This window comes from Psychromonas aquimarina ATCC BAA-1526, from assembly GCF_000428725.1.
GTDB lineage: Bacteria > Pseudomonadota > Gammaproteobacteria > Enterobacterales > Psychromonadaceae > Psychromonas > Psychromonas aquimarina.
On record NZ_AUAM01000046.1, the window covers coordinates 1 to 25,384 of the forward strand.

Consider the following 25,384-nt stretch of genomic DNA (forward strand, 5'->3'; position numbering starts at 1 on the left):
TATATTGTTATGCAGTAGACAGTGCTGAGCGGGTGAAAAACAACCAGTTAAAACATGATCCGAACAGTCCGTTTCTGCTTGGCGGAATTGCTGATGCTGACAAGAACCTGCTGCTGAAGCCTATAATTCAGTAGTCTCTGCTCTAGGGCCTGTTTATCTTTGCTCTTTGTTCCTGCTGGAGGCTATTTTTGTGCTCAGCAAGGCAGAAGTCATACAGTGTAGTCACTCTACATTAATGACTGATAACGAAGTTGAGTGTAAAAATAGCCCCAGCCCTTCGGGTTGAGGCTGAAAATCCCTCACTCTGCGCTGCTCATCACTCATTTAGAACAACTAAACTTCATTCTTCGCGCCTTGATTGAGAAACTTTCAGGCTCAACAGGGGCAATTTTCAAAGATAAACAGGCCCTGGCTGCTTAAAAATCGTATTCAATCTTGTTGATATACCAGGTCACCACACCATTGGGGGTTTCTACCTGTGCTTCATCATCCACCTGCTGTTTTAATAATGCCCGTGCCATCGGGCTGTCAATGGAGACATAATCTTTACGCTGCACAAGCTCGCCGCGCTGGTAAATTTCATCGGGGCCGACGATTTTAAATCGTTTTATCTCTCCCTGATCATTTTCAACGGTTACCCAGGCACCGAAGAACACTTTACCAGCCTGCTGCGGGGAAGGAGTGACGACCGTAACCTGTTCAATACGTTTGCCCAAAAATCGGATACGCGAGTCTATTTGACGCAGAATACGCTTGTTCTCCTTGTAGTCTGCATTCTCAGATCTGTCGCCTAAGCTGGCCGCCCAGGTTACTTTCTGGGTAATTTCAGGGCGGTACTCCCGCCACAGATAATCTAATTCTGCCTGCAGTTTTTTAAAACCTTCCGGAGTGATTAAGTTTGTTCGCAATGTATGCACCGTCAGAAAAATAATATAGATACCTATTTATAATGATCCATTTGTGCTTTGCAAGTTTTGATATGCTGTCTTTACCTTGTATTAATGAACTAATCAGCGCCTGATGACTCTAAGAAAAATGAGAGCGGTCAATATTTGAATTCGCAGTGACTAAGATGGTAATGCGCTTGTTAAAAAAAATAAGTTTATATAGTTTGTTGATTTTACTGCTTTCTACTGTAAGTGCTTGTGATTCATCTGTTAACGGCAGCAGCGCTAAAAAACATGCAGACAGCGCCTTAAAGCAGCCGGACAGTCAGGTATTATATCTGCAGAAAATAAAGCTGCCGGAGGGGACTAGTTTAGAAGTGTCTTTAGAAGATACCGCTACTTCGACCTTGATAAGCAGTAAAACTGTTATCCTGAACGGCCGTCCACCTTATCTGCTGGAGCTTGATTATCCGGAAAACAGTATTAAGCATAACCATATCTACCGGCTGCGCAGCGTCATTAGCATAGATGGTAAACTGCTGCTGATTTCCAGTCAGAGCATTAATTCATTTCTGCTGAAAATTAAGCAACCGCTGGAAATTAAGATTGACCCCGTAGACCGCAGCGGTAAGTTTTAGTTGTTACTCTCTGCACCGCAGGTGATAGAGTATAGGATACGGATCTGCACAGGCGGAGCGGATTAGATTAACTGCTGCGGATCGCTAAAGTTTAAACCATGTGCTTTAGCGACTTCTTTAATAGTAACTTTTCCAGCACAAATATTTAAACCATTAAGCAGATGTTTATCCTGTTTTAAGGCTTGCCTGTAACCTAAATCAGCAAGTTTTAATATATAGGGCAGGGTGACATTATTCAGTGCCTGTGCGGCTGTCAGCGCCACGTCCCCGGGCATATTAGCAACACAATAATGTACGATACCATCCACGATATAGGTCGGATCCTGGTGTGTTGTGGCATGGGATGTGGCAAAGCAGCCGCCTTGATCAATGGCTACATCAACCACTGCGCTGCCTTTTTTCATCTGTTTAATTAATTTCCGGCTTACTAGCTTAGGTGCAGCTGCGCCTGGTATTAACACTGCACCGATTACTAAATCCGCGTTTACAACATACTTTTTGAGGCTTTCTCCAGAGGAATAAACTGTATTGATACGACCGCAAAACTGCTCATCGATGCGGCGCAGTGTATTGATATTTTTATCTAGAATAACCACATCTGCGCCTAATCCCAATGCCATTCTGGCTGCATTGCTGCCGACAATTCCCCCGCCTAGAATAACGACATTTGCCGGGGCGACACCAGGCACACCAGCCAGTAATAATCCTGAACCGCCGTTGGATTTCTGCAGTGCGTGTGCCCCGGCCTGAATAGACATTCGCCCGGCCACTTCTGACATTGGTCTTAATAAAGGCAGCTGTCCGTTATTATCGGTGACAGTTTCATAAGCGATACACACAGCACCACTTTTAATAAGTGCTTGAGTCTGGTTTAGATCGGGGGCCAGGTGTAAATAGGTGAATAGGATCTGCTCCGGACGGAGCATAGCGCATTCCTGCTGCTGTGGTTCTTTGACTTTAATTATCATTTCAGCCTGTTCGAAAACAGTCCGGGCATCTGCACATATTTCAGCACCGGCATCGATATAATCCTGATCTGCAAATCCTATTTCGGCTCCGGCATTTTTCTCAATGACAAGTTTATGACCGTGAGCGTTTAATTCAGCGACGCTGGAAGGGACTAAACCAACCCGGTATTCATTATTTTTAATCTCTTTCGGGACACCTATTATCATATTTATATCCTTGATAGTTACTATGAAGGTAGGTGAGGCTTAAATAACAGTCAAAATATCAATAGAGGAAAGCAAGGTTAGTGCACAAATACAGGTGGAGATTGTCTTCGGGCTGGTTATTTGGGAAGAATTTACAGCGCCGGCGGCAGTGATCAGGTGAGGTTTTCCAGTTCAATAATATTTGCAAGTGCCTGCTGATCTGTTGTCGCGCATAGATCCGGGCAGGGTTTAAAATCAGAACATACTTTTGGTCTTTCCGGTTTACCGAACAGCTTACATAGATTCTGCTCATTGAGCTGCACACATCTTAATCCCGCCGCTTTGCCGTTTTCCATTCCGGGAATTGCAGATGAGATACTCGGAGCGATGCAGCAGGCACCGCAGCCTAATCGGCAGTCCATGAATAATCCTTAAATTAGTAATAATGGTTCATTATACCATTAGATTTAATTAAATGGTCTGAAATTATATAAGCGCTTATTGATGTGGATTTTTATACTTTACCATGCTGGATAACAATAATAACACTGAATTAAAGGTCAATTAATTAATTTGATTTTCCTTATTGCAAACTGCTTGCCTTGCTGTGTGTAAGTGATATAGCATATGTATCATTGGCTTATGCGCGCATTTTGCGTTCAGATGAAATTCAGTTTATTTTCTTCTGTATTTTTTGCTAATGATGTTTCTGCCTGCACACTGCTTGATATTCTGATTTAACCAGGTGCAGGTCGAATGCCCATTTTACCGGAAGCACTTACCGGACACCCTGGCAGTTATTGTCTGGGAGTTTTTGTTCAGCCTAGTCTGGCGAATAACTTTTGTCTGCACAGCAGATGACAGCTCTTACTTCATTAGTAATGATTAAGCATTAGGCTGAGCAGACAAAATTAATGAATAACAAGGTGCTGTATTTCGCTTCTCTGTGTCGGATTTTTATGCTGCAGATCCTTAGGCAGATTTTTATTATTATGTTTCTGCATAAAATCCACATGCTCGGCAATTAACGCATCGGATTGTTTTTTCCAGTTTTCTTCTTTATGAACTTGAAAATATTCAAGCAGAGAAACTAGTGTCCCGTCTAAGACTTTCAAAGAGTATGTGCGGGTAAGATTTGAAAGCTGTTCGCAGTCAGCGAATTTCTGGATTTGCACATGTGCTAAGTTTAGATAATAAAAAGTTTTCTGTCTGTTTTCCTGGTGCTGATAAGATCTGGCCAGATTGTAGCAGGCCCGCATGTACAAATGCGCACTGTGCTCGTAAGTTGCGCTAAGCTGCAGATCATCAATCAATTTTTGCGCTTCCTGTAAAGCAAGCTTATAAAGCAGTTGCGCTTTATTATACTGCCCGTTACGAAAATTTTTCTGCGCTTCTTCGGTTAGCGACTGCCAGTGCAGTAGTGAAAACGGCTGCATAATCAGCTCCTTTCAGCATTAATCTAAGTCTGCCCATTACACCTTAAATATTAGGTCAGGTTCAGCTGCTGTGGAAATAACAATCTGAATATATTTAATTTCTTTGAACTTGTGAGCTAAAAGAGAGTGAACATATGAAACAGCCACTGTCCAGCTTATATACTTATGGTTTATCTCAGTAGATAATCACTGCTCTTGTCCTAAAAAAGAGAAACAGATGAAAATCACTCAAGATGAGCGTGATGCGGTTTATAAAACTATTTTTTCCCGCCGCGATGTACGCGGGCAGTTTCTAGCAGATCCTGTCCCGGATGAGGTTCTGAAACGCATTTTAACTGCCGCCCACCATGCGCCAAGCGTTGGTTTTATGCAGCCTTGGGACTTTATTATTGTTCAGAATCAAGAGATTAAAGATAAAATAAAGGCCGGGTTTGAAGCCGCTCATAATGAATCGGCAGATATGTTTGCGGATCAAAAAGCGCAGCAGTATAAGAAATTAAAATTAGAAGGCATATTAGAGTCACCGCTTGGTATCTGTGTTACCTGTGACCGCAGCCGTAACGGTCCTGTGGTTATCGGGCGGACAATTAATGCGCAGATGGATCTGTACAGTGCGGTATGTGCCGTCGAAAATCTGTGGTTAGCCGCCCGCGCTGAAAATTTAGGAGTGGGCTGGGTAAGCATTATTCATGATGATGTATTAAGAGAAGCTTTAAATATTCCCCTGGATATCGATATTATCGCTTATTTGTGTGTTGGTTATGTTTCTCATTTTAAAGATAAACCTGAGCTGGAAAGCGCCGGCTGGCTGCCGAGGCGCGATATTGAAGAAGCGGTTCATTATGACAGCTGGCAGCTGGATAATACTAAAAATAATTAAGCGAGGCTGTTAAAGCAGGCTGAGCAGTACAAAACAATCAGTGGATCAGGCCGCCAGGAAAGTAAAAGGCCTCTTCTTCCTAGAAGGGCTCCCCGGTGCCGCCCTTTTATTACCTTAAATAACTGAGCAGATCATGAATTCAAAAACGAAACTTAAAGCCCCCGTCGCCCGCAAACAAAACTATATTCATGAAACTCACGGGCATCAGCGCAGTGATGACTACTTCTGGCTGCGTGACGATAACCGTGAGTCGCCTGAAATTTTAGAATACCTTAATCAGGAAAATGCTTTCACAGATCAAGAGATGGCGCCGCTGCTAGGGCTGCAGAGTGAGCTGTATGATGAGATGGTTGCCCGGCAGGAACCGGAGCTTGAATCTGTACCTTATTTTAAAAAAGGTTACTGGTATATATCACGTTATGATCAGGGCAAAGATTTTACCGTTTACAGCCGCCGTAAAGGTTCAATGGACGCGCCTGAAGAGGTTGTTTTAGACTGCAATCAGCGTGCTTTGGGGCATAGTTATTATCAGTTAGGTGATTTAGCCCTGTCGAGTAACTCCTTGCTGATGGCTTATTCGGAAGATCTGGTCAGCCGCCGTCAGTATACCCTGCGTTTTAAAAACTTAAGCACAGGTGAAGATTTTGCAGATGTGATTGAAGATATCTCAGCAGTGGTTTGGGCAAACGATAATCAGACGGTTTTTTATGTAAAAAAACATCCTGAAACCCTGCTGCCCTATCAGGTATATCGGCATAAATTAGGTGATGATATAAAAAATGATCAGCTGGTTTATGAAGAGTGCGATGATACTTTCTATGTCAATATTTATAAAACACGTTCTGAGCAGTATTTAGTGATCTGCATTGACAGCACGACTACTTCTGAGTGTTTAGTGCTGGATGCGGACAATCCCATGGGGCAGTTTATCTCCTTTGCACCGCGTACTCGCGATCACGAATACAGCATTGATCATTTTCAGGATAAATTTTATATCCGTACCAATAGCAGTGGTAAAAACTTTGCTTTAAAAACATCTGATTGTTTAACTAATAATAATGCTGATTCCTGGAATACCATTATCGAAGCCCGTGATGATATTCTCCTGGAAGGTTACGAGCTGATGGCTGACTGGCTGATTGTGGAAGAGCGCCAGGCGGGACTGCCGCTGCTGCGCCGGATTAACCATCTTAACGGCAAGTCAAAAACCTTGAGTTTTAATGATCCTGTTTATACCGTATTCAGTCATTACAACCCGGATCCGGACAGCGCTAAATTCCGCTATCAATATACTTCCTTTACCACACCGGCAACGGTTTATGAGTTAGATCTTAATACCGGTGATACTAAGCTGTTGAAACAAAGCAGGGTGATGGGGGAATTCAGCAGTGAAAATTACCAAAGCGAACGAGTCTGGGTGGGGGCACGTGACGGGATTAAGGTGCCGGTTTCACTGGTTTATCGTAAAGAGCTGTTTAATCATAACAATCCGATTCTGATTTATGCTTATGGCTCCTATGGTCATAGCCTGGATATTGGTTTCAGTTCGTCGAATTTGAGCCTCTTAGATCGGGGCTTTGTTTATGCGGTGGCACATATTCGCGGTGGTGAAGAGTTAGGGCGAAGCTGGTATGAACAGGGCAGGCTTCTGAAAAAGCAGAATACCTTTAATGATTTTGTGGATGTCAGTAAATCTCTGGTGGAGTCAGGTTACGGCGCAAAAGAGCAGGTCTTTGCTATGGGCGGCAGTGCCGGCGGGCTGTTGATGGGCGCTGTTATTAATCAGGCGCCGCAATTGTATAAGGGCATTGTAGCTGCGGTGCCTTTTGTGGATGTTCTGTCTACTATGTTAGATGAATCTATCCCGCTGACTACCGGTGAATATGATGAGTGGGGCAACCCGAATAAGAAAACCTATTACGATTATATGCTTTCCTACAGCCCCTATGATCAGGTTGTCTGTCAGGATTATCCGAATATGTTAGTCACCACAGGTTTACATGATTCACAGGTTCAGTACTGGGAACCTGCAAAATGGGTAGCGAAGCTGCGTGAGCTGAAAACGGATAATAATCAGCTGCTTTTATATACGGATATGGAAGCCGGGCATGGCGGTAAATCCGGGCGTTTTAAGCACTTTGAAGATATCGCCAGAGAGTTTGCTTTTTTAATTAATTTAGCCGAATAAGCAGTGAACCGTTCAGCCGGTCTTACCAAAGAAGTATTGCTATAATTTTAGCATTTTCGGCTTTGCGGGTTAGTTTACCTGCTTCTACACACATCTCTGAGTCCAGATCTATGCCGCGGTCAGTAATGACGCGGCCTAACTCGTCGCGTGACATCTTGTGCTGCATTTTCACATCTGCTTCTGAGTGTAAGCCGTGGTATGAACCGCACAGTTCAGTACTGCTTGCCTGTTCCACGGGAGTGCTTGAGCAGCCTCCTAATATGATGCTCGTTAGTGCAATTACTACTGCTGTTAATTTTTTCATTAGATATCCTCTGCTGGTTTAAAATAAGCGGCTGAAATGCGCTGACTAGAATTTGTAGCCTGCGCTAAGTGACAGAGTGACTGCTTCCTCCTGCCAGTTGTTCCAGGTCGGATCGTCTACGATTTGAATAGCAATGGAAGGGTCTATATAAATGCCGTTGTCAAAGATGAAGCGTAATCCAGCTCTGCCATAAAATGATGAGTTAGAGGTAGAGTCTGTTTTAGAGTATGCAATACCAATTGAGTCATAAAGTTTCATATCAAAACCAGAGAAGCTCCATGTATAACCAAACTCTGCAGCTGCTGTGGAGGTGTTAATATACTCATGGTCGTATTTACCAGCTCTACCGCCGTCTACAAATGACTGAGAAACGGTGATGCCGGCTATGCGGTTAAATTCATATCCGCCTTCAAAGCGGACACCGCGGCCTGTTCCCTGTAGGTCTGCACTGTATACGGCATCATAACCGCCTCCGATACGCCAGCCGCTGTAATCCTCAGCTTTAAGGCTTGAGCTGATAATCATCAGAGCAGTTAAGATTAAGGCAGAAATTAAGTGTGATCTGTTAACAAAACTCATTACTTTCTCCGGAAGTTAAATATAAGCATATTTTTAAAGTGTATTTATTCGATATAGGGCCAGTATAAAGACTCAAAACCATTTTAAAATGAAGCAAAGGCGTGCTGTAATATTGATTTGGTGAATATATTGGAGCTGGTGATGGGCAGTGATAAAAATATTGATTTAAATCTGTTAAGTGTTTTTATGGTGGTTTGTCGTACCGGCTCAATTACTCTGGCCGCTGAAGAGCTCAATCTGAATCAGTCCTCAGTAAGTAACGCTGTTTCAAGGTTTAAAAAAGTGGTGGGAGAGCCTCTTTTTATCCGGGCAGGGCGGGGCATCGAACCTACCGCCGCTGCGCAGGATCTTTATAAAAATTTAAAAGAACCCATGGGACGTATCGATCAGCTGTTATCGGGGGCTGCAGATTTTGATGCCGCCACCTCCGGGCGGGAATTTAAGGTGATCGCTACCGACTATATTATTCAGACACTGCTGCCGTCAGTGCAGCAGATGCTGACGGATTTATCGCTCAGTATTACCTTTAAAGAAAGCTCAAGTGATGCACAGGAGATGCTTCATCTGCTTGAGCTTGAAAAGGCTGACCTTTTAATTGATGTTGTGCCGCCGTTTGAAGGGCGCTGGGAGTCTGAAAAAATAATTTCTGATCAAGGGGTTTGTGTGGTCAGGAAGGGACACCCGCGGATTAACGGCAGTATCTCAATCGATCAGTATCTCAATGAAAAACACGTTTTTCTTACCCTCAAACGTTTAAATTCGACTGGACTTGAGCTGATGTCACTGCAGGCATTACCTGAGCGGAAAATGCTCACGGAGCAGTCTTCAATGATGAGTATGTTAGCCACAGTAAAAAATTCTGATGCGATTGGTTTAACTATTTCACGTTATGCTGCGCAGTTTGCACCGCTTTTTAATCTGCAGGTACTGGAGGTACCGTTTTCATCTAAACCTATTGATTTTTATATGATATGGAATAAAAAATTTAACCACAACCCCGCCCACAAATGGTTAAGAAAAAGCATAAAAGAGACTATCTGAAGAGTTTGATTTTTTCATCCATACAATTTCAGCTCGAACCGTCCTGCACACGACTCGAGCTGAAACCTTATTAACGACCGACGATAGCCATATTTGTTACCGTAAGGCGAGTTGCGTTATATACTTTTCTGAGAGTTTTATCTGCCGGTTTTTCACTGCTGAAGAAGAAGGTATCAACTAACTCTTTCTTACTGATAGTTTTAGACGGTAGACCTGCTATTGAGCCGGCATTAGCAATCAGATTACCGTTACGTATACCAAATACATAAGCGCTGCCGTCTACAGATAAGTTAATTAACTCCTGCGTGGTTGTTACCTTTTCCGGATCAAATTTAACCCTTAAGATCTTAAATATATTTTCAAGGTCTAATTCATATAACTTCTCGGCCGGCATACCCACTAAATTCGCCATGTTCGGGAGGGAGCCTTTCTCCAGCTCCATCGCTCCGGTAAGGGCCCAGTTTCTCCAGCCTGGAACAGACTGCTCAAATCCCCACTGACGCATCGCTTGAGCTTTGACATTACGTGCATCCTGATCCTCCGGATTAACCCGGATCACCCAGGTGGTAATATCCATGGCCCAGCCGTAGTCGCCTTTATCAATCGCCTGTTTAGCGGTTTTAACTATCACATCACGTCCGCCCAGCTGCTCGACATATAAGGCGGCGCGCTTGTGGAAGTCCGGTTTAGCATGTTCAGTCGGATCACCTTCATACCAGCCCAGATAACCTGTATAGATGTTTTTAACATTCTGTTCAACAGAGCCCCGTACCGGACGCAGATAATCATGAGATGCGACCTGCTCTGGTAATTTAATATTTTCAGCTAACTCATCACGAGTCTGGCCTTCATTCATTAAGCGGATGGTCTGATCTTCCATATGCTGCAGTGAATCACGCCATACCAGCAGCAGTGATTCCATATCAACAGCACCGTCAACTGCCCGGCCATGGTGGTTAGTCATACTGGTAGGGTGATAACGGCGCATCCGGTCAACAGAGCTCATCCACTCCTGAGCATCCCGGTATTTATGCCCGCGTATTGAATATAAGTTAGGAACGGTTTCTCCCTGAATTGCATCACCTGCCAGTAAGGTGCCGGATTTTGGAATATAAACAGCGATATGATCCGGTGCTTCACCGGGAACATGGAACAATTCCATCTCTACACCGTCAACAGAGAGAGTTATTTTATCTTCAAAGGTCAGGTTAGGTGTCGCTGTATATGCTCCTTTAGCACGGTCTTCAAAAGCTCCTTCATACTTAGTACCGACGCCCTGGTTAACGAAACCCTGCGGGCCTAGTTCAAGCATTGCACCAAAAGCGTAAACACCACGCTGACTCATGATCGGCGAAGCAAAGCCGCCCTCAAGTGCCAGATTCTCCATAAATGTAGAGTGAGCAATAACATTGATTTTACCGTCTGCAATATCCTGAGGTTTTACATAACCGGCTGTTCCAGAATGCTGGTCAGGATGATGGTGTGAATAAATAACAGTATGCACAGGTTTAGTGATGCCTGTTACTTTACGGAATTTTTCAAGGACTTTACGGCCGACTTCATTGTTGTAGTGAGTATCAAAGACAATTAGACCCGTATCACCGACAATGATGGTTGAGTTAGTGAACTCAAACCCCTGCATCTGATAGATATTCTTACCTAGCTGGTAAATAGCCGGGCGGATGCGTTTCTGAAAGTCTTTAAGTTCGTCATGAACAGTATCTGAAGCCGCAATAGCTGTATCACGCGCTTTAGCACGTTTATAGTCACCAAGACCGGCACTTGCATCCAGCTCCCATAAAACTTTAGGCAGATCAAATGTTTGTTTCAGTTTCGCTAACGGGCGGTAATGGTCTTTTTCGTAAGAAATATCAAGCACTTTAACTGGTGCAAGCGCATTAACTGCATTACCTGATTCAAATACCTGCACATTTGAGAAATCAGTATTGCAGGCTGTGCCTTTTTCGTGCTGATGAGTGCCGGCAGTCACGCTGAAAGAAGTTGTCAGCAAAAGCGCTATTATTGATTTTTTCATAAAATATACCCTATTTAAAGTTGTCGTTTTTTTGTTCGCTGTAAGTTAATAAAGCCAGTATAAAGGCTGAAAAGGTTTATTAAATGAATCTAAGGCGTCTTTAAATATTGATTTGGTAAATGTGTTGGCTGCTGTTTTTTTAAACTGTGGTGTACAGAGCAAAAGCTGTCTTTAAAAAGTAGAGGAAGGTTTTTTGTGCAGCGGACAGAGGCTCTTTAACTATAAATTAAAGAGCCTGTGTTTATTCGTGCCTTTCATGGGTTTCATGTTCTAAATGGTCTGCAAACATTTCTCCAAGATGGACATCTTTAGCAATAATATTTTTTAGTTTATGAATATCCAGCCAGATTAGTTCAACAGGGGTGACTGCTTTCGCGCAGTTTTTATAGCGGCCGGTTAAAAATGCATAAACGCCGATTATCGAACCGACTTCAACGATATCCTCACGTGAAATACAGATCAGATCCACCTTGCCGTGCATGACTACGGCTATTGAGGAGGTGCGTCTGTTCTGCCGGTAGATAAGTTCACCGCTGTTGTAAATCTGCCGTTTGGCAAGTTTACCTAACGCCGCCAGGCTTCTGTTTTTAATCCCTTTTGCCCAGGGCATTGCCGCCAGCTGTTTGCTGATCTCCTTAGCGGTCACGTTATGGGGCTGCTGCTGCAGATGTGCTAGTTTATTTTCTACTTCAATGGTCAGTATATTAGCTTCGCTTTCATCTAATACTCCTTCTGAAATCAGATCATCAAGATAAACGCGCTCTAAATTAAGCATTAAACGGTGTGCTGAATGAGTTTCCAGGCTGTAGGAAAGGTCTGGAAAGTTTTCTCTAAGTTCCTGAATATGTAAACGGGTATGTTGTTTATTAGACTCTATATCCTGCACAGCAGCCTGCGCATCCTGCTTTGAAGTCGACAGCGAGGAAATATGCTTTTCTATCTCTTCCTGCGCCTGAATAAATCCTCGTGCGGTATCATAACTTAGTGCTAAGCGTTCAAATGAAAAGTGTACAATAATGCGGTTAAAACCGGGAATGTGGTTAAAAAAGCGCACGTAACTGGGGGTTTTCCAAAAATCAAACAGCGTACTGCGCGGCGATATCTGCGGATTACCGTCTAGTGCTACTTCCACTGCATTTACCAGCTGCTTAGTTGCGGTGCCGGTTAATGCCCCCTGTCTGAACTGCGACCAGTAGAACTGCCGTTCGGTTTCTAATAAACGCCGGTTAAAAGCGATACGTAAATCTTCGTCCTGTATAACGATGCTGCTTTGCTGTTCAGCGGGTTTATGTATCTTATTTAACGGCTTAGTTAAGCCCGTCCAGTTAGCGCGCTGCAGAAACTCATTCTGCTGCAGCTGCGGCAGTTCGTTTAAAAGACGCTGTTTTATGGAAAATTTTGCTTTGTCTAAACTGGCTTGTTTGGCTGGTGGGAGTTTATCCAGTCCTAAATACCTTAATACCATGGTCATGGTGCTGGAGTTAATAACTATGGTTAAGACCACTATTCCAGCGGTTAAAAACAGGACCTGATCACCAAGCTCTTTTGCCAGCATAGTATCTTGAGCGATAATTAAGGCTAATGCTAAAGAGACCGCACCACGCAGACCTCCCCATACTAAAACGATAGCTTTTTCTTTATTAATGCCGATACCTATGCGTTTAAGCAGAGGCATAAATACCATCACAGACAGTGCGCGAATAACCTGAATACCGAGATATAAACCTGCTAAGGTGATCCACCATTCCAGTACATCTAAACGAATTCGCGAGGCGATAATGATACCAACGAGAATAAAAATAAGAGTATTAGCAATATGTGCCATCATCTGCCAGAAATGATGTAAAAAACCGGCAACTTCCGGCGATATGCGCGTACGTCCGATACTGGCAAGCAGCAGACCTAAGGCCACTACGGCAACTACACCGGAAACATGGAAAACATTTTCAGCAATAAAATAAGCAATATAAGCGGCCGAGATAGTCAGGGTGATCTCTATAATAGGCTGATTAAACAGACGTCCTACCCATAATAAAATCACCGCGCCGACACCCAGGCCGATTAACAGGCCTAATAAAACCACCGATAAAAAGCTGCCGGAAATGGTGAAAACATTAAAACTGGCCTCTGCGCCTTCTGCGACACTTAACAACCCGTAAAACAGGGTGAATAAAACGATGGCAGTACCGTCATTTAACAGTGACTCCCCCTCAATCAAGGTCTCTAAGCGCTTGCGCGAGCTGACCTCTTTTAATAAAGAGACAACGGCTACGGGATCCGTGGCGCTGATTAGTGCGCCGAATAGAAAACAGACGGTCCAGGACCACTGCCAGGGGAAAAAGTAATAGGCTAAAACAGCCGTTAAAGTAGTGGTAAGTATTAAGCCCGGAACAGCCAGTATGGCAATCTGGCTGAACATGCGCTTAAACAGATGGGTTTCCATAGCAAATGCAGATTCAAAAATAAGAGTGGGTAGAAACAGCAGTAGAATAAGGTGCGGGTCGATTAATGCCAGTTCGCCTAATGCTTGGTTCAGCTCGGGCAGGTTCGCTTCCATATGCGCTGTACGGCTGTACAAACCTATGCTTAAACCGGCCAGCAGCAGGACCACGCTGTAGGGAGAAATTAGGATTTTCGGCAGGGATTTAACCAGTGCGCCAAGCAGCAGCGAAACCACTACAAACATCAAAATTAAAACACCGCTGTCTAAATGCATAAGCAACTCCTTGGTTGTTATGATTTAGTTTAGTTCAATGCTGGACAGTGAGTTTTCGCAGGTATAAAAAAACGCCCGTAAGGGCGTTTAAAATGAGAGTTTAATTGAGAAAATTAAACTTGTGCATTTTCTGCAGGGCGAGGGGCACGTTCGTTTGCTTCCCGTACTTTTAATGAACGTTCCTGGAACTCCTTTTCATTTAATGCATTAATTGCATTTTCCGCATCTTTTTCCGGCATTTCAACAAAGCCGAAACCGCGGCGCTTGCCGGTGTGTTTATCTTTCATTAAACGAACTGAAAGCACTTTACCGTGTTCAGAGAAAAGTGTGCGGATAGCCATTTCGTTTGCACGGTAGGGTAAGTTGCCGACATAAAGTGTTGTTGTAGCAAAATCGCTCTCAACGGCTTCGCTGCTCGGGCCTGATTTTTTAGTGCTGATAAACTGGTTGGCAATACCTGTCGCTATGGCACCAGCTGCGAATAATGCTGCGCCGGAGATTGTTAGGTCGAGTATAGTAATAATGATAGAACCTAAAATTGCAACAGCAATAGAAAGCAACACAGACGTGTTTGATTTCATAATAAAATAACCTCAAAGGTAAATAGAAAAAGAATTGAATCAACTTAAATCTTTTCTTGGTGCTTTTGGCTTAGCAAAAAGTCTTGTCGATAAAATATAAAGGCTTTTTAATCCATGCCGTAAATCATCCATAAAAAAGCAATCGTATTGTAATCTAAATTCTGAGATTAAGTTAATTTCTTTAACAATTTTAGATTGATGGACATCAACCGGAGCTCTGTTTTGTGAAATAGGACACGCAGAAATGCTCTATTAACAGGCAGAAGTTGAGTGTTTTGTCGGCAAAAAGCGCTTTGCTTTAAGAAAATACCTTAGTTACTGATTTGTTAAATATTGTAAACAGTATTTTTGTGAAGATTATATACGGCCATAGATTTCTACCTCTTTTATCTGACGGATGCGCTCTATTAACTTGATTCATAGGTTAAATCCGCCTTTAACAAGACTGAGGTTAAAGTGCTCCGCTAAGCGGGAATTATATTCTGCTATTGTGCGGGGCACTATTAATCTAGTAATCGGTCATAAAGATAGCGGTTGATAGAGAAATTCGATAGAATGCACAGCAATTAATTAGAGCCATAATGACACAGCACAGTGCACACAGTAAGCATGTCACAACATAGGTATTTAAAGTCTTCATGAAAAATATTCGTAACTTTTCAATCATCGCCCATATCGACCACGGCAAATCGACTCTTTCTGATCGTTTGATCAGCACTTGCGGCGGTTTAAGTGACCGTGAAATGGAAGCGCAGGTTCTTGATTCAATGGATATTGAACGTGAACGCGGCATTACTATTAAAGCGCAGAGTGTAACTCTGGACTACAAAGCCAAAGACGGTGAAACTTACCAGCTTAACTTTATCGATACACCCGGGCACGTTGATTTTTCATATGAAGTATCACGTTCATTAGCCGCCTGTGAAGGTGCATTACTGGTAGTTGATGCGGGTCAGGGGGTAGAAGCACAAACGCTTGCAAACTGTTATACCGCATTAGAAATGGATTTAGAGGTGGTGCCGATTTTAAATAAAATCGACTTACCAGCCGCTGAACCGGATCGTGTTGCTGAAGAGATTGAAGACATTGTCGGTATCGACGCAACCGAAGCGGTACGCTGTTCTGCGAAAACCGGGTTAGGTGTTGACTTAGTTTTAGAAGAGATTGTACGTATGGTTCCACCACCGGAAGGTGATCCCGATGCGCCGCTGCAGGCGTTAATTATTGATTCATGGTTTGATAACTATCAGGGCGTGGTTTCCCTTGTACGTATCATGCATGGTCAGATTAAAGTCGGCGACCGCATGAAAGTGATGTCAACGGATCAAGTTCACCTGGTTGGTAAAGTGGGCTACTTCACTCCAAAACAGCATGAAACCGGTATCTTGAAAGCAGGTGAAGTGGGTTACGTTATCGCAGGCATCAAGGATATCTTAGGTGCGCCGGTTGGTGATACATTAACTTTGGCAGGTGCTGAAGCGCCCGAGCCTTTAGGCGGATTTAAGCGTGTTCAACCGCAGGTATACGCGGGTCTGTTCCCGGTCAGTTCTGACGATTACGAAAACTTCCGTGATGCCCTGGGTAAATTAAGTATTAACGATGCATCGCTATTCTATGAACCAGAAAATTCATCTGCATTAGGTTTTGGTTTCCGCTGCGGTTTCTTAGGTTTATTACATATGGAGATCATTCAGGAGCGTTTAGAGCGTGAATATGATCTTGACCTGATTACCACAGCCCCTACGGTAGTTTATGAAGTTGAAACTAATGATGGTGCTGTTCAGTATGTTGACAGCCCGGCTAAATTACCTGCAGTGAATAATATTAAAGAAATTCGTGAGCCTATTGCAGAGTGTAATATATTAGTACCACAAGAGTATCTGGGTAATGTTATTACCCTATGTATTAATAAACGCGGCGTGCAGACCAAAATGGCTTATCACGGCAACCAGGTTGCATTAACTTACCATATCCCAATGGGTGAAGTGGTAATGGACTTCTTTGACCGTTTGAAATCAACCAGCCGCGGTTATGCATCTCTTGAGTATAACTTTGAACGTTTTGAAGCCGCTGACATGGTACGTGTTGATGTCTTGATTAACGGCGATCGGGTGGATGCGCTGGCATTAATCACGCATCGTACAAACTCTGAAAATTATGGTCGTGAATTAGTTGAAAAAATGAAAGATCTCATTCCTCGTCAGATGTTTAATATTGCAATACAAGCTGCGATTGGTGGTAAAATAATTGCTCGTTCAACGGTGCGTCAGTTGACTAAAAACGTATTGGCAAAATGTTACGGTGGTGATATCAGCCGTAAGAAAAAACTATTGAAGAAGCAGAAAGAGGGTAAAAAACGCATGAAGTCTGTGGGTAATGTTGATGTACCTCAGGAAGCGTTCTTAGCTGTACTGCATATAGGCAAAGACAAATAATTGAACCATTGTTCTTTCTGTTAGTCATTTAAAAATGCGCAGGTATTAAAAACCTGCGCATTTTTTGCTTTTTAAACACTCTGTGAAACAACCTGAAATGATGTCGTTTCATTAACGCAGCTTCAGCTGAAAGATGCTGATTCTGCTTACTGTGCCGGTTACATAACCAGTGTAACTGCACTTATCAGTCATATTAGTTAAACCGATATTAATGGATTATGTCAGCTTAAATAATATGATTTTATAAATATATAAAGGAATCAAAATGGCAAATACGTTTGCATTAATTCTAGTTATCTTAACCTTTGTAACCGGTATTATCTGGGTTCTGGATAAATTTAAATGGGCTCCGGTGCGTAATAAAGCACGTCAGGAAGCACAGGATAAAGCATCCGTGGGATTAGATGAAAAAGTCTTAGCTACCATCCACCCTGAAAACGTCATCATTGAAAATGCTCGTTCGCTGTTTCCGGTGATCGCCATTGTTTTTGTTTTACGTTCGTTTATTTATGAACCCTTTCAGATTCCGTCTGGTTCGATGATGCCGACTTTATTGGTCGGGGATTTTATTCTGGTTGAAAAGTTCTCATACGGTATAAAAGAGCCGGTATGGCAGAACAAGCTGATTCCAGTGGGTGAGCCAGAACGTGGTGATGTTGCAGTCTTTAAATATCCGGAAGATATTCGAGTTGATTTTATTAAGCGGATAGTAGGCTTACCTGGTGACCGGGTGGTTTATAAGGATAAAAAACTTTATCTGATCCCGGCCTGTGAAGAACAGAAATGCGGTGATTATAAAGTTTTAGATACTAATTATCTGGGAACGGCAGAGTATCCGGAAGAACAGAATACCGTGCAGGTTTATTCTGAGATTCTAGGTGAAGTTGCCCATAAGATACTGATTAACCCGGTACGCAGCGACCATACTTCCTACTATTTCCAGCAGGAAGGTACTTATGCCTATGAGTGGGTTGTACCGCAGGGGCAGTATTTTGTAATGGGGGATAACCGTGACAATAGTAAAGACAGCCGCTACTGGGGGTTTGTACCGGAACAAAACTTAGTAGGTAAAGCCGTTGCTACCTGGATTAGTTTCGAGTTTTATCGTGATAGTAATGGTTTCTTACCGACTTGGGTACCAAGCGCCGTACGCTTCAATCGTATCGGCGGGATTAAATAATAATGAAAAATAATGAATTAAAACGTTTAGAAAAACGTATCGGTTACACATTTTCAGATTTCACTCTGCTTAAACAGGCCCTGACCCACCGCAGTGCATTAGGTGAGCATAATGAGCGTTTAGAGTTTTTAGGTGATTCAATCTTAAGTTTTGCCATTTCAACGGATCTGTATCTGCGTTTTCCTAAAGTGGATGAAGGTGATTTAAGCCGTATGCGTGCCACTTTAGTATGCGGAAAAATGCTGGCTGAAATCGGCCGGGAGTTCCAGTTAGGAGACTGCCTGATTCTTGGTCCCGGTGAGCTGAAAAGCGGTGGTTTCCGCCGAGATTCTATTATTGCCGATGGTGTTGAAGCAATTATAGGCGCCGTCTTTTTAGATTCTGATATAGACAGGGTTAAAAAGCTGATTCTAAAATGGTTCGACAGCCGTCTGCAGTCAATTCAGCCGGGGATTAGTCAGAAAGATCCGAAAACACGTCTGCAGGAGCGTTTACAGTCACGTAAACAAGCGTTACCTGTTTATGAAGTGATTGAAATTAAAGGTGAAGCGCATAATCAGCGCTTCACTATGAGCTGTTCTATCGACGGTTTAAAATCCGTGCAGGGGCAGGGTACAAGTCGTCGTAAAGCTGAACAGATAGCGGCAGAAAAAATGTTAGATGTATTAACGGGAACAAAATAATGACTAAAAAATGTGGTTTGGTGGCAATTGTCGGCCGCCCGAATGTTGGTAAGTCAACGCTTATTAATGCGCTGTTAGGGCAAAAAGTAAGTATCACCTCGCGTAAAGCGCAGACAACACGTCACCGTATTTTAGGTATTGATACGGACGGTGATTACCAGACTGTTTTTGTTGATACTCCGGGCCTGCATATCGAAGAAAAACGTGCTATTAACCGTTTGATGAACCGGGCCGCTTCAAGTTCAATCAATGATGTTGAGATGGTTGTTTTTGTTGTTGAAGGTACGCACTGGAATGAAGATGACGATATGGTGCTGAGCAAGTTTCAGTACCTGAAGTGCCCGGTAATTTTAGCAGTTAACAAAATTGATAATGTTGAAGATAAAGAGCTGCTGCTGCCGCATCTTGAAGAGTTAGGTAAGCGTTATAACTTTAAACATATTTTACCTATGTCGGCTAAGTCTGGTGATAATGTAGAGAAAATTCGCCAGTGGTCACAGGAAGTACTGCCTGAATCTGAGTTTTACTTTCCGGAAGATTACATTACCGACCGTTCATCACGTTTTATGGCTGCTGAAATTGTGCGTGAAAAACTGATGCGCTTTTTAGGTGATGAACTGCCTTATTCTGTTACCGTTGAAATAGAGCAGTTTAAACAGAAAGAAAACGGCATGCTGCATATCAATGCACTGATTCTGGTTGAACGTGACGGTCAGAAACGTATGGTTATCGGTAATAAAGGTGAAAAGCTTAAAGCTATCGGTAAACAGGCACGTTTAGATATGGAAGAGTTATTTGACTCAAAAGTATTTTTAGAGATCTGGGTAAAAGTTAAAACCGGCTGGTCTGATGATCTGCGTGCTTTGAACAGCCTTGGTTATGGTGATGATTACAGTAAGTAGTCACTCTGCTGTGAATCTCTTTATGTGTAAGGCCGCTGATGTCAATCGAGTGTCATAATGCATTTATACTGCATCGCCGCCCCTATCGGGAGACGAGCCAGCTGATTGATCTTTTCTGCCGGAACATTAAGGCAATGGTAAGGCAGAATATTTTGCTATACAGATTATTTGCGTCGCTGGATAACGTATGTCTTTAGAGTGCCATAATGCGTTTATACTGCATCGCCGCCCCTATCGGGAGACGAGCCAGCTGATTGATCTTTTCTGCCAGGATGTCGGAAAAGTCAGTTTAGTTTATAAAGGCGGGCGCAGCGGTACGCGTATGCGCAAAGGCACCCCGCAGCCTTTTACACTGCTGCAGGTGGCCTATTTTGGGCGGGGCAGTTTAAAAACGGTTAAATCAATCGAGGCGCAGACACAAGTTGTACCGTTAGCTGGTGACCGTCTTTATCTGGCCATGTATATTAATGAATTAATATACCGGCTGGTGCAGGCTGAAACTGCCTGTGACGGTTTGTTTGAGTGCTATCAGGAAACGCTTTTAGCCCTTGCCGGTGAAACGGATCCGCAGGCCGCTTTACGTCGTTTTGAACTTACACTTCTAGATACATTAGGCTACGGTGTTAACTTTGAAGAAGATATTTACAGCGGCGAGCTGATTGAAGCCGGTTATGATTATCAGTATCAGCAGCAGGCTGGTTTTTTTGCCAAACAGGCAATTCATAACAAAGATTCCGTTTACCGGGGGGAAGAGTTACTTGCATTAGCCAGCCGGGATTTTTCCGACCCGCAGATTTTAAAAGCGGCAAAACGTTTTTGCCGGCAAGCCTTAGCCCATTTTCTGGGTGACAAACCATTACACAGCCGTGCACTCTTTGCGGCTAAATAACAAAAATCACAAAGGACAGTATTTAAATGAGCAAACTTCTACTTGGTGTCAATATTGACCATATCGCAACATTACGTAATGCCCGTGGAACTTGTTACCCTGAGCCTGCTCATTTAGCCGCGGTTGCTGAATGTGCCGGTGCAGACGGTATTACTATTCATCTGCGTGAAGACCGTCGTCATATTATCGACCGTGATGTCGCCGTGCTGGCACAGACACTGCAGACGCGTATGAATCTGGAAATGGCGGTTACTGATGAGATGGTGGATATTGCCGTTAAAACTAAACCTACATTTGTCTGTTTAGTACCGGAAAAACGTGAAGAGCTGACCACTGAAGGCGGCTTAGATGTTGCGGGTTCTTTTGCTAAAGTTGAGTCTGCTGTGAGACGCTTAAATGCTGCTGGTATTCAGGTTTCACTGTTTATTGATCCTGAAAACAGCCAGATTGATGCTGCCGTTAAAACCGGTGCTGCTTACATTGAGCTGCACACCGGCCAGTATGCAGACGCAGAGTCTGAAGAGATTCAGGAAGCTGAACTGCAACGTGTTGCTAAAGCCGCAACCTATGCAGCTCAGGCGGGCATTAAAGTGAATGCGGGTCACGGTCTTAATTATCATAATGTTAAAGCGATTGCAGCTCTGCCGGAAATTATTGAACTGAATATCGGTCATGCCATTGTTGCACGCGCTGTTGTTGATGGTTTTGCCTCTGCGGTAAGCGAAATGAAACGCCTGATGATTGAAGGTCGTAACAGTAAATAATTAACAGCTGCAGCATGTAAGAGGGAATCGCTTTCCCTCTTTTTATTCAAACAGCAAAGCGAGCCCATTTTGTCTGATTCTACTTTTTCTGTTTCTCAAATCCGCACTCACTTTCCGATATTAAATCAGTTGGTGAATGAATTCCCGCTGATCTATTTAGATAATGCCGCTACGACTCAAAAACCGATCTCGGTTATTGAAGCGGTCAGCCGTTATTACCTTAATGATAATGCTAATGTACACCGCGCTAGTCACCAGTTAAGTAACCGGGCAACTTGTGCCTTTGAAGCTGCTCGTGAGAAAGTAAAAAACTTTATCAATGCTGCCGACAGCAAAGAGATTATCTGGACAAAAGGCACCACGGAAAGCATTAATTTACTGGCTAATGTGTTAGCCCCGCAGTTAACTAAGGGTGACGAGATCATCATTAGTGCATTAGAGCATCATGCTAATATTGTTCCCTGGCAGATGCTGGCTGAGCGTATCGGCATTGTTTTAAAAGTGATCCCGTTAACTGACAACTCCACTTTAGATATCGATGCTTATAAATTATTACTAAGTGATAAAACTAAACTGGTTGCCGTTGCACATATCTCTAATGCATTAGGCGTGATCAATCCGGTTAAAGAGATCATTAAACTTGCTCATCAAACCGGTGCACAAGTGCTGATTGACGGTGCTCAGGCCGTTGCGCATCAAAGGGTTGATGTTCAGGAGCTGGATTGTGATTATTATGTTTTTTCCGGGCATAAACTGTTCGGCCCGACGGGCATCGGGGTGTTATACGGTAAACAGCATCTTTTAGAGTTGCTTCCACCGTGGCAGGGCGGCGGCGAGATGATTAAATCTGTGAGTTTTGAGCACACAACTTATAATGATTTACCTTTTAAATTTGAAGCGGGAACACCTAATATTGCCGGTGTAATTGGACTGGCCGCTGCTGTTGATTTTATTAACAGCTATGATCGTCAGGATTTTTTAAAACATGAACAGTGTTTACTGGCCTTTACTGAGCGGGCGCTTGCGCAGATGCCTGAAATCAAGTTGTTTTGTGCAGGTGTTGAGAAGTCGGGAGCAGTCAGTTTTGCGGTAAAAGGTGAGCACCCGACTGATATTGCTATGCTGTTAGATGCGCAGGGGATTGCGGTGCGCAGCGGTTCCCATTGTGCCATGCCTTTGATGAAGGCGCTGAACTGCAGCGGCACGGTGAGAGTGTCATTCTCCATTTATAATACAATTGCAGAAGCGCAGCGGTTTATTGAAGCATTAAAAAATGTTGTGCAGATGCTCCAGGAGTAACGGAGCAAAAAAAGGGATGCAGCCGCATCCCTTTTTAATATCACTTGTAAGATGTAATTAAAAATTATACTTTTTTCCAGACTCCCCATTCACCTGACTGCTCTGGGTTATCACCTTTAGTCCACCAACCGGCGCGGTAAGTAACACCATTGACTGTTACCTGATCACCGCTGTTGTATACCGCTGATGCATCCCAGTTTGAATCTACTACTTTATCTTCACAAACCCCGTTTACCAGAACTTGATCTGCAGTACACTCAGCAGGTTTGTCTTCACAAACCCCGTTTACCAGGACTTGATCTGCAGTACACTCAGCAGGTTTGTCTTCACAAACTCCGTTTACCAGGATTTGATCCGCAGTACATTCAGCAGGTTTTTCTTCACCTGTAAAAGTAACAGATTTAGTTGTTACAGCTCCTTCGTTATCGGTTGCTTTAACAACCAGCAGGTTGTCGCCTAAGGCAACCGTAAAGTCTGCTGTGTATGCTGAACCGTTTACTGTGGCTGCAAGGGTATTACCATTAAGGGTAACGATTACAGAGGTCAGTGTTCCGTCGCTGTCATTAGCATTACCACTGAACAGAGCTGAGCTGCCGGCAGTAAGTCTAGCGCCTGATGTCGGAGAGCTGATTGATACGCTTGGTGCTTTATTTTCAGCTGGTGTGGTCGTTGACCAGTCAGTTGTGCCTTGCGGATTACCAACAGCCTGGTTCATTGCGTTTAAGATATCGCCGTTGCCGTCGCCGTCAATTTCCCATGAGAAGATACCGCCGAGGCCTAAGCTGCGCAGATAGTCACCCTTAGCCAGTACAGAACGCGGAGTGTCCAGAGTAAGCAGTGTGCTGCTGACATCGTCCCAGATAAATGAGGCTTTAGCTACATCATCCCAGCCGGTAATTGCATTGGAATTTGCTTCTGAGAATTTAAGCGCGCCACGGTAATCCATAATGCCTGCTTCCCATGCCCAGGCTGCTTCGTCAACTTCTGTTCCTGTACCGGTACTGCCGGTAAACGGACTGTCTGCAGAGTTGTCCACATGCTTACCGATAGAGCCCAGCGGGTTACCGTCTTCAGCCACTACATCAGTCCAGCCGCGTGCGTACATTGCCGCGCCGACTACCAGTTTCTTCGCCGTAACGCCCTGTGCTAACAGAATCTTAGTTGCGTTATCCAGTGTGTATTCTGGTTTTCCAGCAAACTCGCCGACGCCGTTACATTTATCCGCACTGATATGGGCGCCGCAGTAAATAGCGGTCTGATGACCCGTTTCCGGTCCCCATGCCCCGTAGAAATCGTAAGACATCATGAATATATTATCCATGTACTGAGAAGCCGCCGCGTAATCAACATCTTCCAGCTTGTCGTAACCTACGCCGATTGCAGAAGTCAGCTCGTATTTACGGCCGTACTGTTCTTCTAATTCATCCAGCATGGCGCGCAGTTCCTGCATTAATGCCACATAAGCCGGACCGTCTTTAAGCGGATCACCTAGAGAAGCATTTGCACCGCCGCCGCCGGGGAATTCCCAGTCGATATCGATGCCGTCAAAGAATTTCCATGTCTGCAGGAACTCTTTTGCTGAAGCAACAAATGTGTCGCGGTTAGCTTTATCGGTGAAACCGAAAAACGGATCAGAAAGTGTCCAGCCGCCGATTGACGGAACAATCTTAAGGTGCGGGTAGGCTTTTTTCAGCGCCATTAAATTACCGTAGTTACCTTTACCAATCTCAAGAGAGCCTACTGCTTTTCCGTCAAGTCTTTTCGCCGGCGTACCGTAGGTTGAGTTCAATGCCGCCCAGGAATCATGAATAACAATTTCATAATCGTTCATATCAGAACACACTGTTTTAAGCAGCGCGTGTCCTTTCGGATTCGGATCTTTTAATGACTGATTGTCACCCGTTCCACCACAAATCGGCACAAAGCCGTAGATAATATGAGTTAAGTTATTGGCTGGAATATCATTAACATTAAATTTCCGGCCATAAACGCCCCATTCCACAAAGTATGTACCGACAATGTTGTCTTTCTGCTGTGCGTAGGGGGTGTTGGCCGGATCCACACTCATCGGCAGATCTGCTTGTAAATGTGACCCGTCTGTATCAGAAATCAGCAGTTCAGTCGGCGCACTTTCAGAACAGCCGTCAGCATTACAAAGCTTAACAACCATTGATTTTAAACCGCCGCTGGTAAAAGGAATAACAGCACTGTCGCCTTGACCTGTTCCCGATACAGCAACTTCACCGTCAATCAGTACCTGCCAGGATGTTGCTTTATCACCAGACCAGACATTCCAGGCAACCGGCACTTCAACGACGTCAACACGAGTGTACATTGATTTGTAACCAACTGTTGCATCGGTATTGAGTGTGACAAAACCCAGCTTGGAATAGTCAGCCCATGCCAGAGACGGAGCTGAAGGGGCGGCCGCATAAGAGTTACAGGCAAAGGCTGCCAGAATAGAGGCCGCTAGAATATTTCTTTTCATACATTCATTCCTTGATTTGTGGTGTGAATTAAGTAAAAAAGTCGAAACAAGGCCGAGAAAAAGAAAGAAAAATAGGGCTGTTCCGCACTGGAGGGGCGATAACAGCCTTAAAAATTTTGCTCTGCTTGTCCTTGGGCTTGATTCAAATCTTGTATTGCTTTGATTAATTGTTTTGGAGCATTTAAGTCTGCACTTTGAATCAGACGCAGCTGAATATATGGTCAGAAAACAACCTGCACAAGCCGGTGCAGATAAAAACTGTGATCGCCAGCTCTAATATTAAGTTCACATTTGATGTTAGTGAG

At 43.7% G+C, this 25,384-nt stretch carries 21 protein-coding genes; 11 read left to right on the forward strand and 10 right to left on the reverse strand.

Features of this window, described 5'->3' with window-relative positions:
* Nucleotides 1-416 precede the first annotated feature (416 nt).
* Nucleotides 417-908 carry a transcription elongation factor GreB gene (greB, locus tag G337_RS0115670; RefSeq protein WP_028864740.1) on the reverse strand — a complete coding sequence of 164 codons (492 nt, stop codon included), beginning with the start codon at nt 906-908 and terminating at the stop codon, nt 417-419.
* A 176-nt stretch (nt 909-1,084) separates the two neighbouring features.
* Here greB and G337_RS0115675 point away from each other — a divergent pair, with 176 nt between their 5' ends.
* Nucleotides 1,085-1,525 (forward strand): YbaY family lipoprotein, encoded by a 441-nt coding sequence (locus G337_RS0115675; protein WP_169719631.1) that lies wholly within the window; start codon nt 1,085-1,087, stop codon nt 1,523-1,525.
* 62 nt (nt 1,526-1,587) lie between these two features.
* On the opposite strand, the gene ald is transcribed toward G337_RS0115675, so the two are convergent.
* The 3 genes from ald to G337_RS0115695 all read right to left on the reverse strand — a co-directional run bounded on the left by ald (nt 1,588) and on the right by G337_RS0115695 (nt 4,115).
* A complete protein-coding gene (gene ald / locus G337_RS0115680; protein ID WP_028864742.1) occupies nt 1,588-2,700 on the reverse strand; it encodes an alanine dehydrogenase in 1,113 nt (370 codons plus the stop codon).
* 152 nt (nt 2,701-2,852) lie between these two features.
* On the reverse strand, nt 2,853-3,101 hold the full coding sequence (locus tag G337_RS0115685) for a YkgJ family cysteine cluster protein (protein ID WP_028864743.1): 249 nt from the start codon (nt 3,099-3,101) through the stop codon (nt 2,853-2,855).
* A 489-nt stretch (nt 3,102-3,590) separates the two neighbouring features.
* A complete protein-coding gene (locus G337_RS0115695; RefSeq protein WP_028864744.1) occupies nt 3,591-4,115 on the reverse strand; it encodes a hypothetical protein in 525 nt (174 codons plus the stop codon).
* Nucleotides 4,116-4,332: 217 nt separating this feature from the next.
* Between G337_RS0115695 and bluB the strand changes: the two genes are divergently transcribed.
* Together bluB and G337_RS0115705 are read left to right on the forward strand one after the other, a co-directional pair.
* Nucleotides 4,333-4,995: a 5,6-dimethylbenzimidazole synthase gene (gene bluB / locus G337_RS0115700; RefSeq protein WP_028864745.1), complete on the forward strand. Its 663-nt coding sequence runs from the start codon at nt 4,333-4,335 to the stop codon at nt 4,993-4,995.
* Nucleotides 4,996-5,128: 133 nt separating this feature from the next.
* Nucleotides 5,129-7,183 carry a S9 family peptidase gene (locus G337_RS0115705; RefSeq protein WP_028864746.1) on the forward strand — a complete coding sequence of 685 codons (2,055 nt, stop codon included), beginning with the start codon at nt 5,129-5,131 and terminating at the stop codon, nt 7,181-7,183.
* A gap of 22 nt (nt 7,184-7,205) precedes the next feature.
* On the opposite strand, the gene G337_RS0115710 is transcribed toward G337_RS0115705, so the two are convergent.
* Complete coding sequence (locus tag G337_RS0115710; RefSeq protein WP_028864747.1) at nt 7,206-7,487, reverse strand: hypothetical protein; 282 nt, start codon at nt 7,485-7,487, stop codon at nt 7,206-7,208.
* A 45-nt stretch (nt 7,488-7,532) separates the two neighbouring features.
* Nucleotides 7,533-8,066, reverse strand: coding sequence for an outer membrane beta-barrel protein (locus G337_RS0115715; RefSeq protein WP_028864748.1), 534 nt, complete (start codon nt 8,064-8,066; stop codon nt 7,533-7,535).
* 141 nt (nt 8,067-8,207) lie between these two features.
* Between G337_RS0115715 and G337_RS0115720 the strand changes: the two genes are divergently transcribed.
* Nucleotides 8,208-9,107 carry a LysR family transcriptional regulator gene (locus tag G337_RS0115720; RefSeq protein WP_028864749.1) on the forward strand — a complete coding sequence of 300 codons (900 nt, stop codon included), beginning with the start codon at nt 8,208-8,210 and terminating at the stop codon, nt 9,105-9,107.
* Between the two features lie 70 nt (nt 9,108-9,177).
* Here the strand turns inward: G337_RS0115720 and G337_RS26380 are convergent, their stop codons facing one another.
* From G337_RS26380 to G337_RS0115735, 3 genes are all read right to left on the reverse strand, one after another.
* The gene (locus tag G337_RS26380) at nt 9,178-11,142 is read right to left on the reverse strand and encodes an alkyl sulfatase dimerization domain-containing protein (RefSeq protein ID WP_051303296.1); all 1,965 of its coding nucleotides are present in this window, start codon (nt 11,140-11,142) and stop codon (nt 9,178-9,180) included.
* Nucleotides 11,143-11,383: 241 nt separating this feature from the next.
* Nucleotides 11,384-13,858 (reverse strand): cation:proton antiporter domain-containing protein, encoded by a 2,475-nt coding sequence (locus tag G337_RS0115730; RefSeq protein WP_028864750.1) that lies wholly within the window; start codon nt 13,856-13,858, stop codon nt 11,384-11,386.
* Nucleotides 13,859-13,971: 113 nt separating this feature from the next.
* Entirely contained in the window at nt 13,972-14,439 is a 468-nt protein-coding gene (locus G337_RS0115735; protein WP_028864751.1) for an RNA recognition motif domain-containing protein, read from the reverse strand.
* A 638-nt stretch (nt 14,440-15,077) separates the two neighbouring features.
* On the opposite strand from G337_RS0115735, the gene lepA reads away from it, so the two are divergent.
* The 7 genes from lepA to G337_RS0115770 all read left to right on the forward strand — a co-directional run bounded on the left by lepA (nt 15,078) and on the right by G337_RS0115770 (nt 22,591).
* A complete protein-coding gene (gene lepA, locus G337_RS0115740; protein ID WP_028864752.1) occupies nt 15,078-16,874 on the forward strand; it encodes a translation elongation factor 4 in 1,797 nt (598 codons plus the stop codon).
* Between the two features lie 265 nt (nt 16,875-17,139).
* Nucleotides 17,140-18,054 carry a signal peptidase I gene (gene lepB, locus G337_RS0115745; protein ID WP_028864753.1) on the forward strand — a complete coding sequence of 305 codons (915 nt, stop codon included), beginning with the start codon at nt 17,140-17,142 and terminating at the stop codon, nt 18,052-18,054.
* Nucleotides 18,055-18,056: 2 nt separating this feature from the next.
* A complete protein-coding gene (gene rnc, locus G337_RS0115750; protein WP_037027674.1) occupies nt 18,057-18,737 on the forward strand; it encodes a ribonuclease III in 681 nt (226 codons plus the stop codon).
* Complete coding sequence (gene era / locus G337_RS0115755) at nt 18,737-19,639, forward strand: GTPase Era (RefSeq protein WP_028864755.1); 903 nt, start codon at nt 18,737-18,739, stop codon at nt 19,637-19,639. Before rnc ends, era begins: the two co-directional genes overlap by 1 nt.
* Before the next feature lie 187 nt (nt 19,640-19,826).
* The gene (gene recO / locus G337_RS0115760) at nt 19,827-20,528 is read left to right on the forward strand and encodes a DNA repair protein RecO (protein ID WP_028864756.1); all 702 of its coding nucleotides are present in this window, start codon (nt 19,827-19,829) and stop codon (nt 20,526-20,528) included.
* 26 nt (nt 20,529-20,554) lie between these two features.
* Nucleotides 20,555-21,292: a pyridoxine 5'-phosphate synthase gene (gene pdxJ, locus G337_RS0115765; protein ID WP_028864757.1), complete on the forward strand. Its 738-nt coding sequence runs from the start codon at nt 20,555-20,557 to the stop codon at nt 21,290-21,292.
* Nucleotides 21,293-21,358: 66 nt separating this feature from the next.
* Nucleotides 21,359-22,591 carry an aminotransferase class V-fold PLP-dependent enzyme gene (locus tag G337_RS0115770; protein WP_028864758.1) on the forward strand — a complete coding sequence of 411 codons (1,233 nt, stop codon included), beginning with the start codon at nt 21,359-21,361 and terminating at the stop codon, nt 22,589-22,591.
* A 64-nt stretch (nt 22,592-22,655) separates the two neighbouring features.
* Here the strand turns inward: G337_RS0115770 and G337_RS0115775 are convergent, their stop codons facing one another.
* The gene (locus G337_RS0115775) at nt 22,656-25,079 is read right to left on the reverse strand and encodes a glycosyl hydrolase family 18 protein (RefSeq protein WP_028864759.1); all 2,424 of its coding nucleotides are present in this window, start codon (nt 25,077-25,079) and stop codon (nt 22,656-22,658) included.
* Nucleotides 25,080-25,384 lie beyond the last annotated feature (305 nt).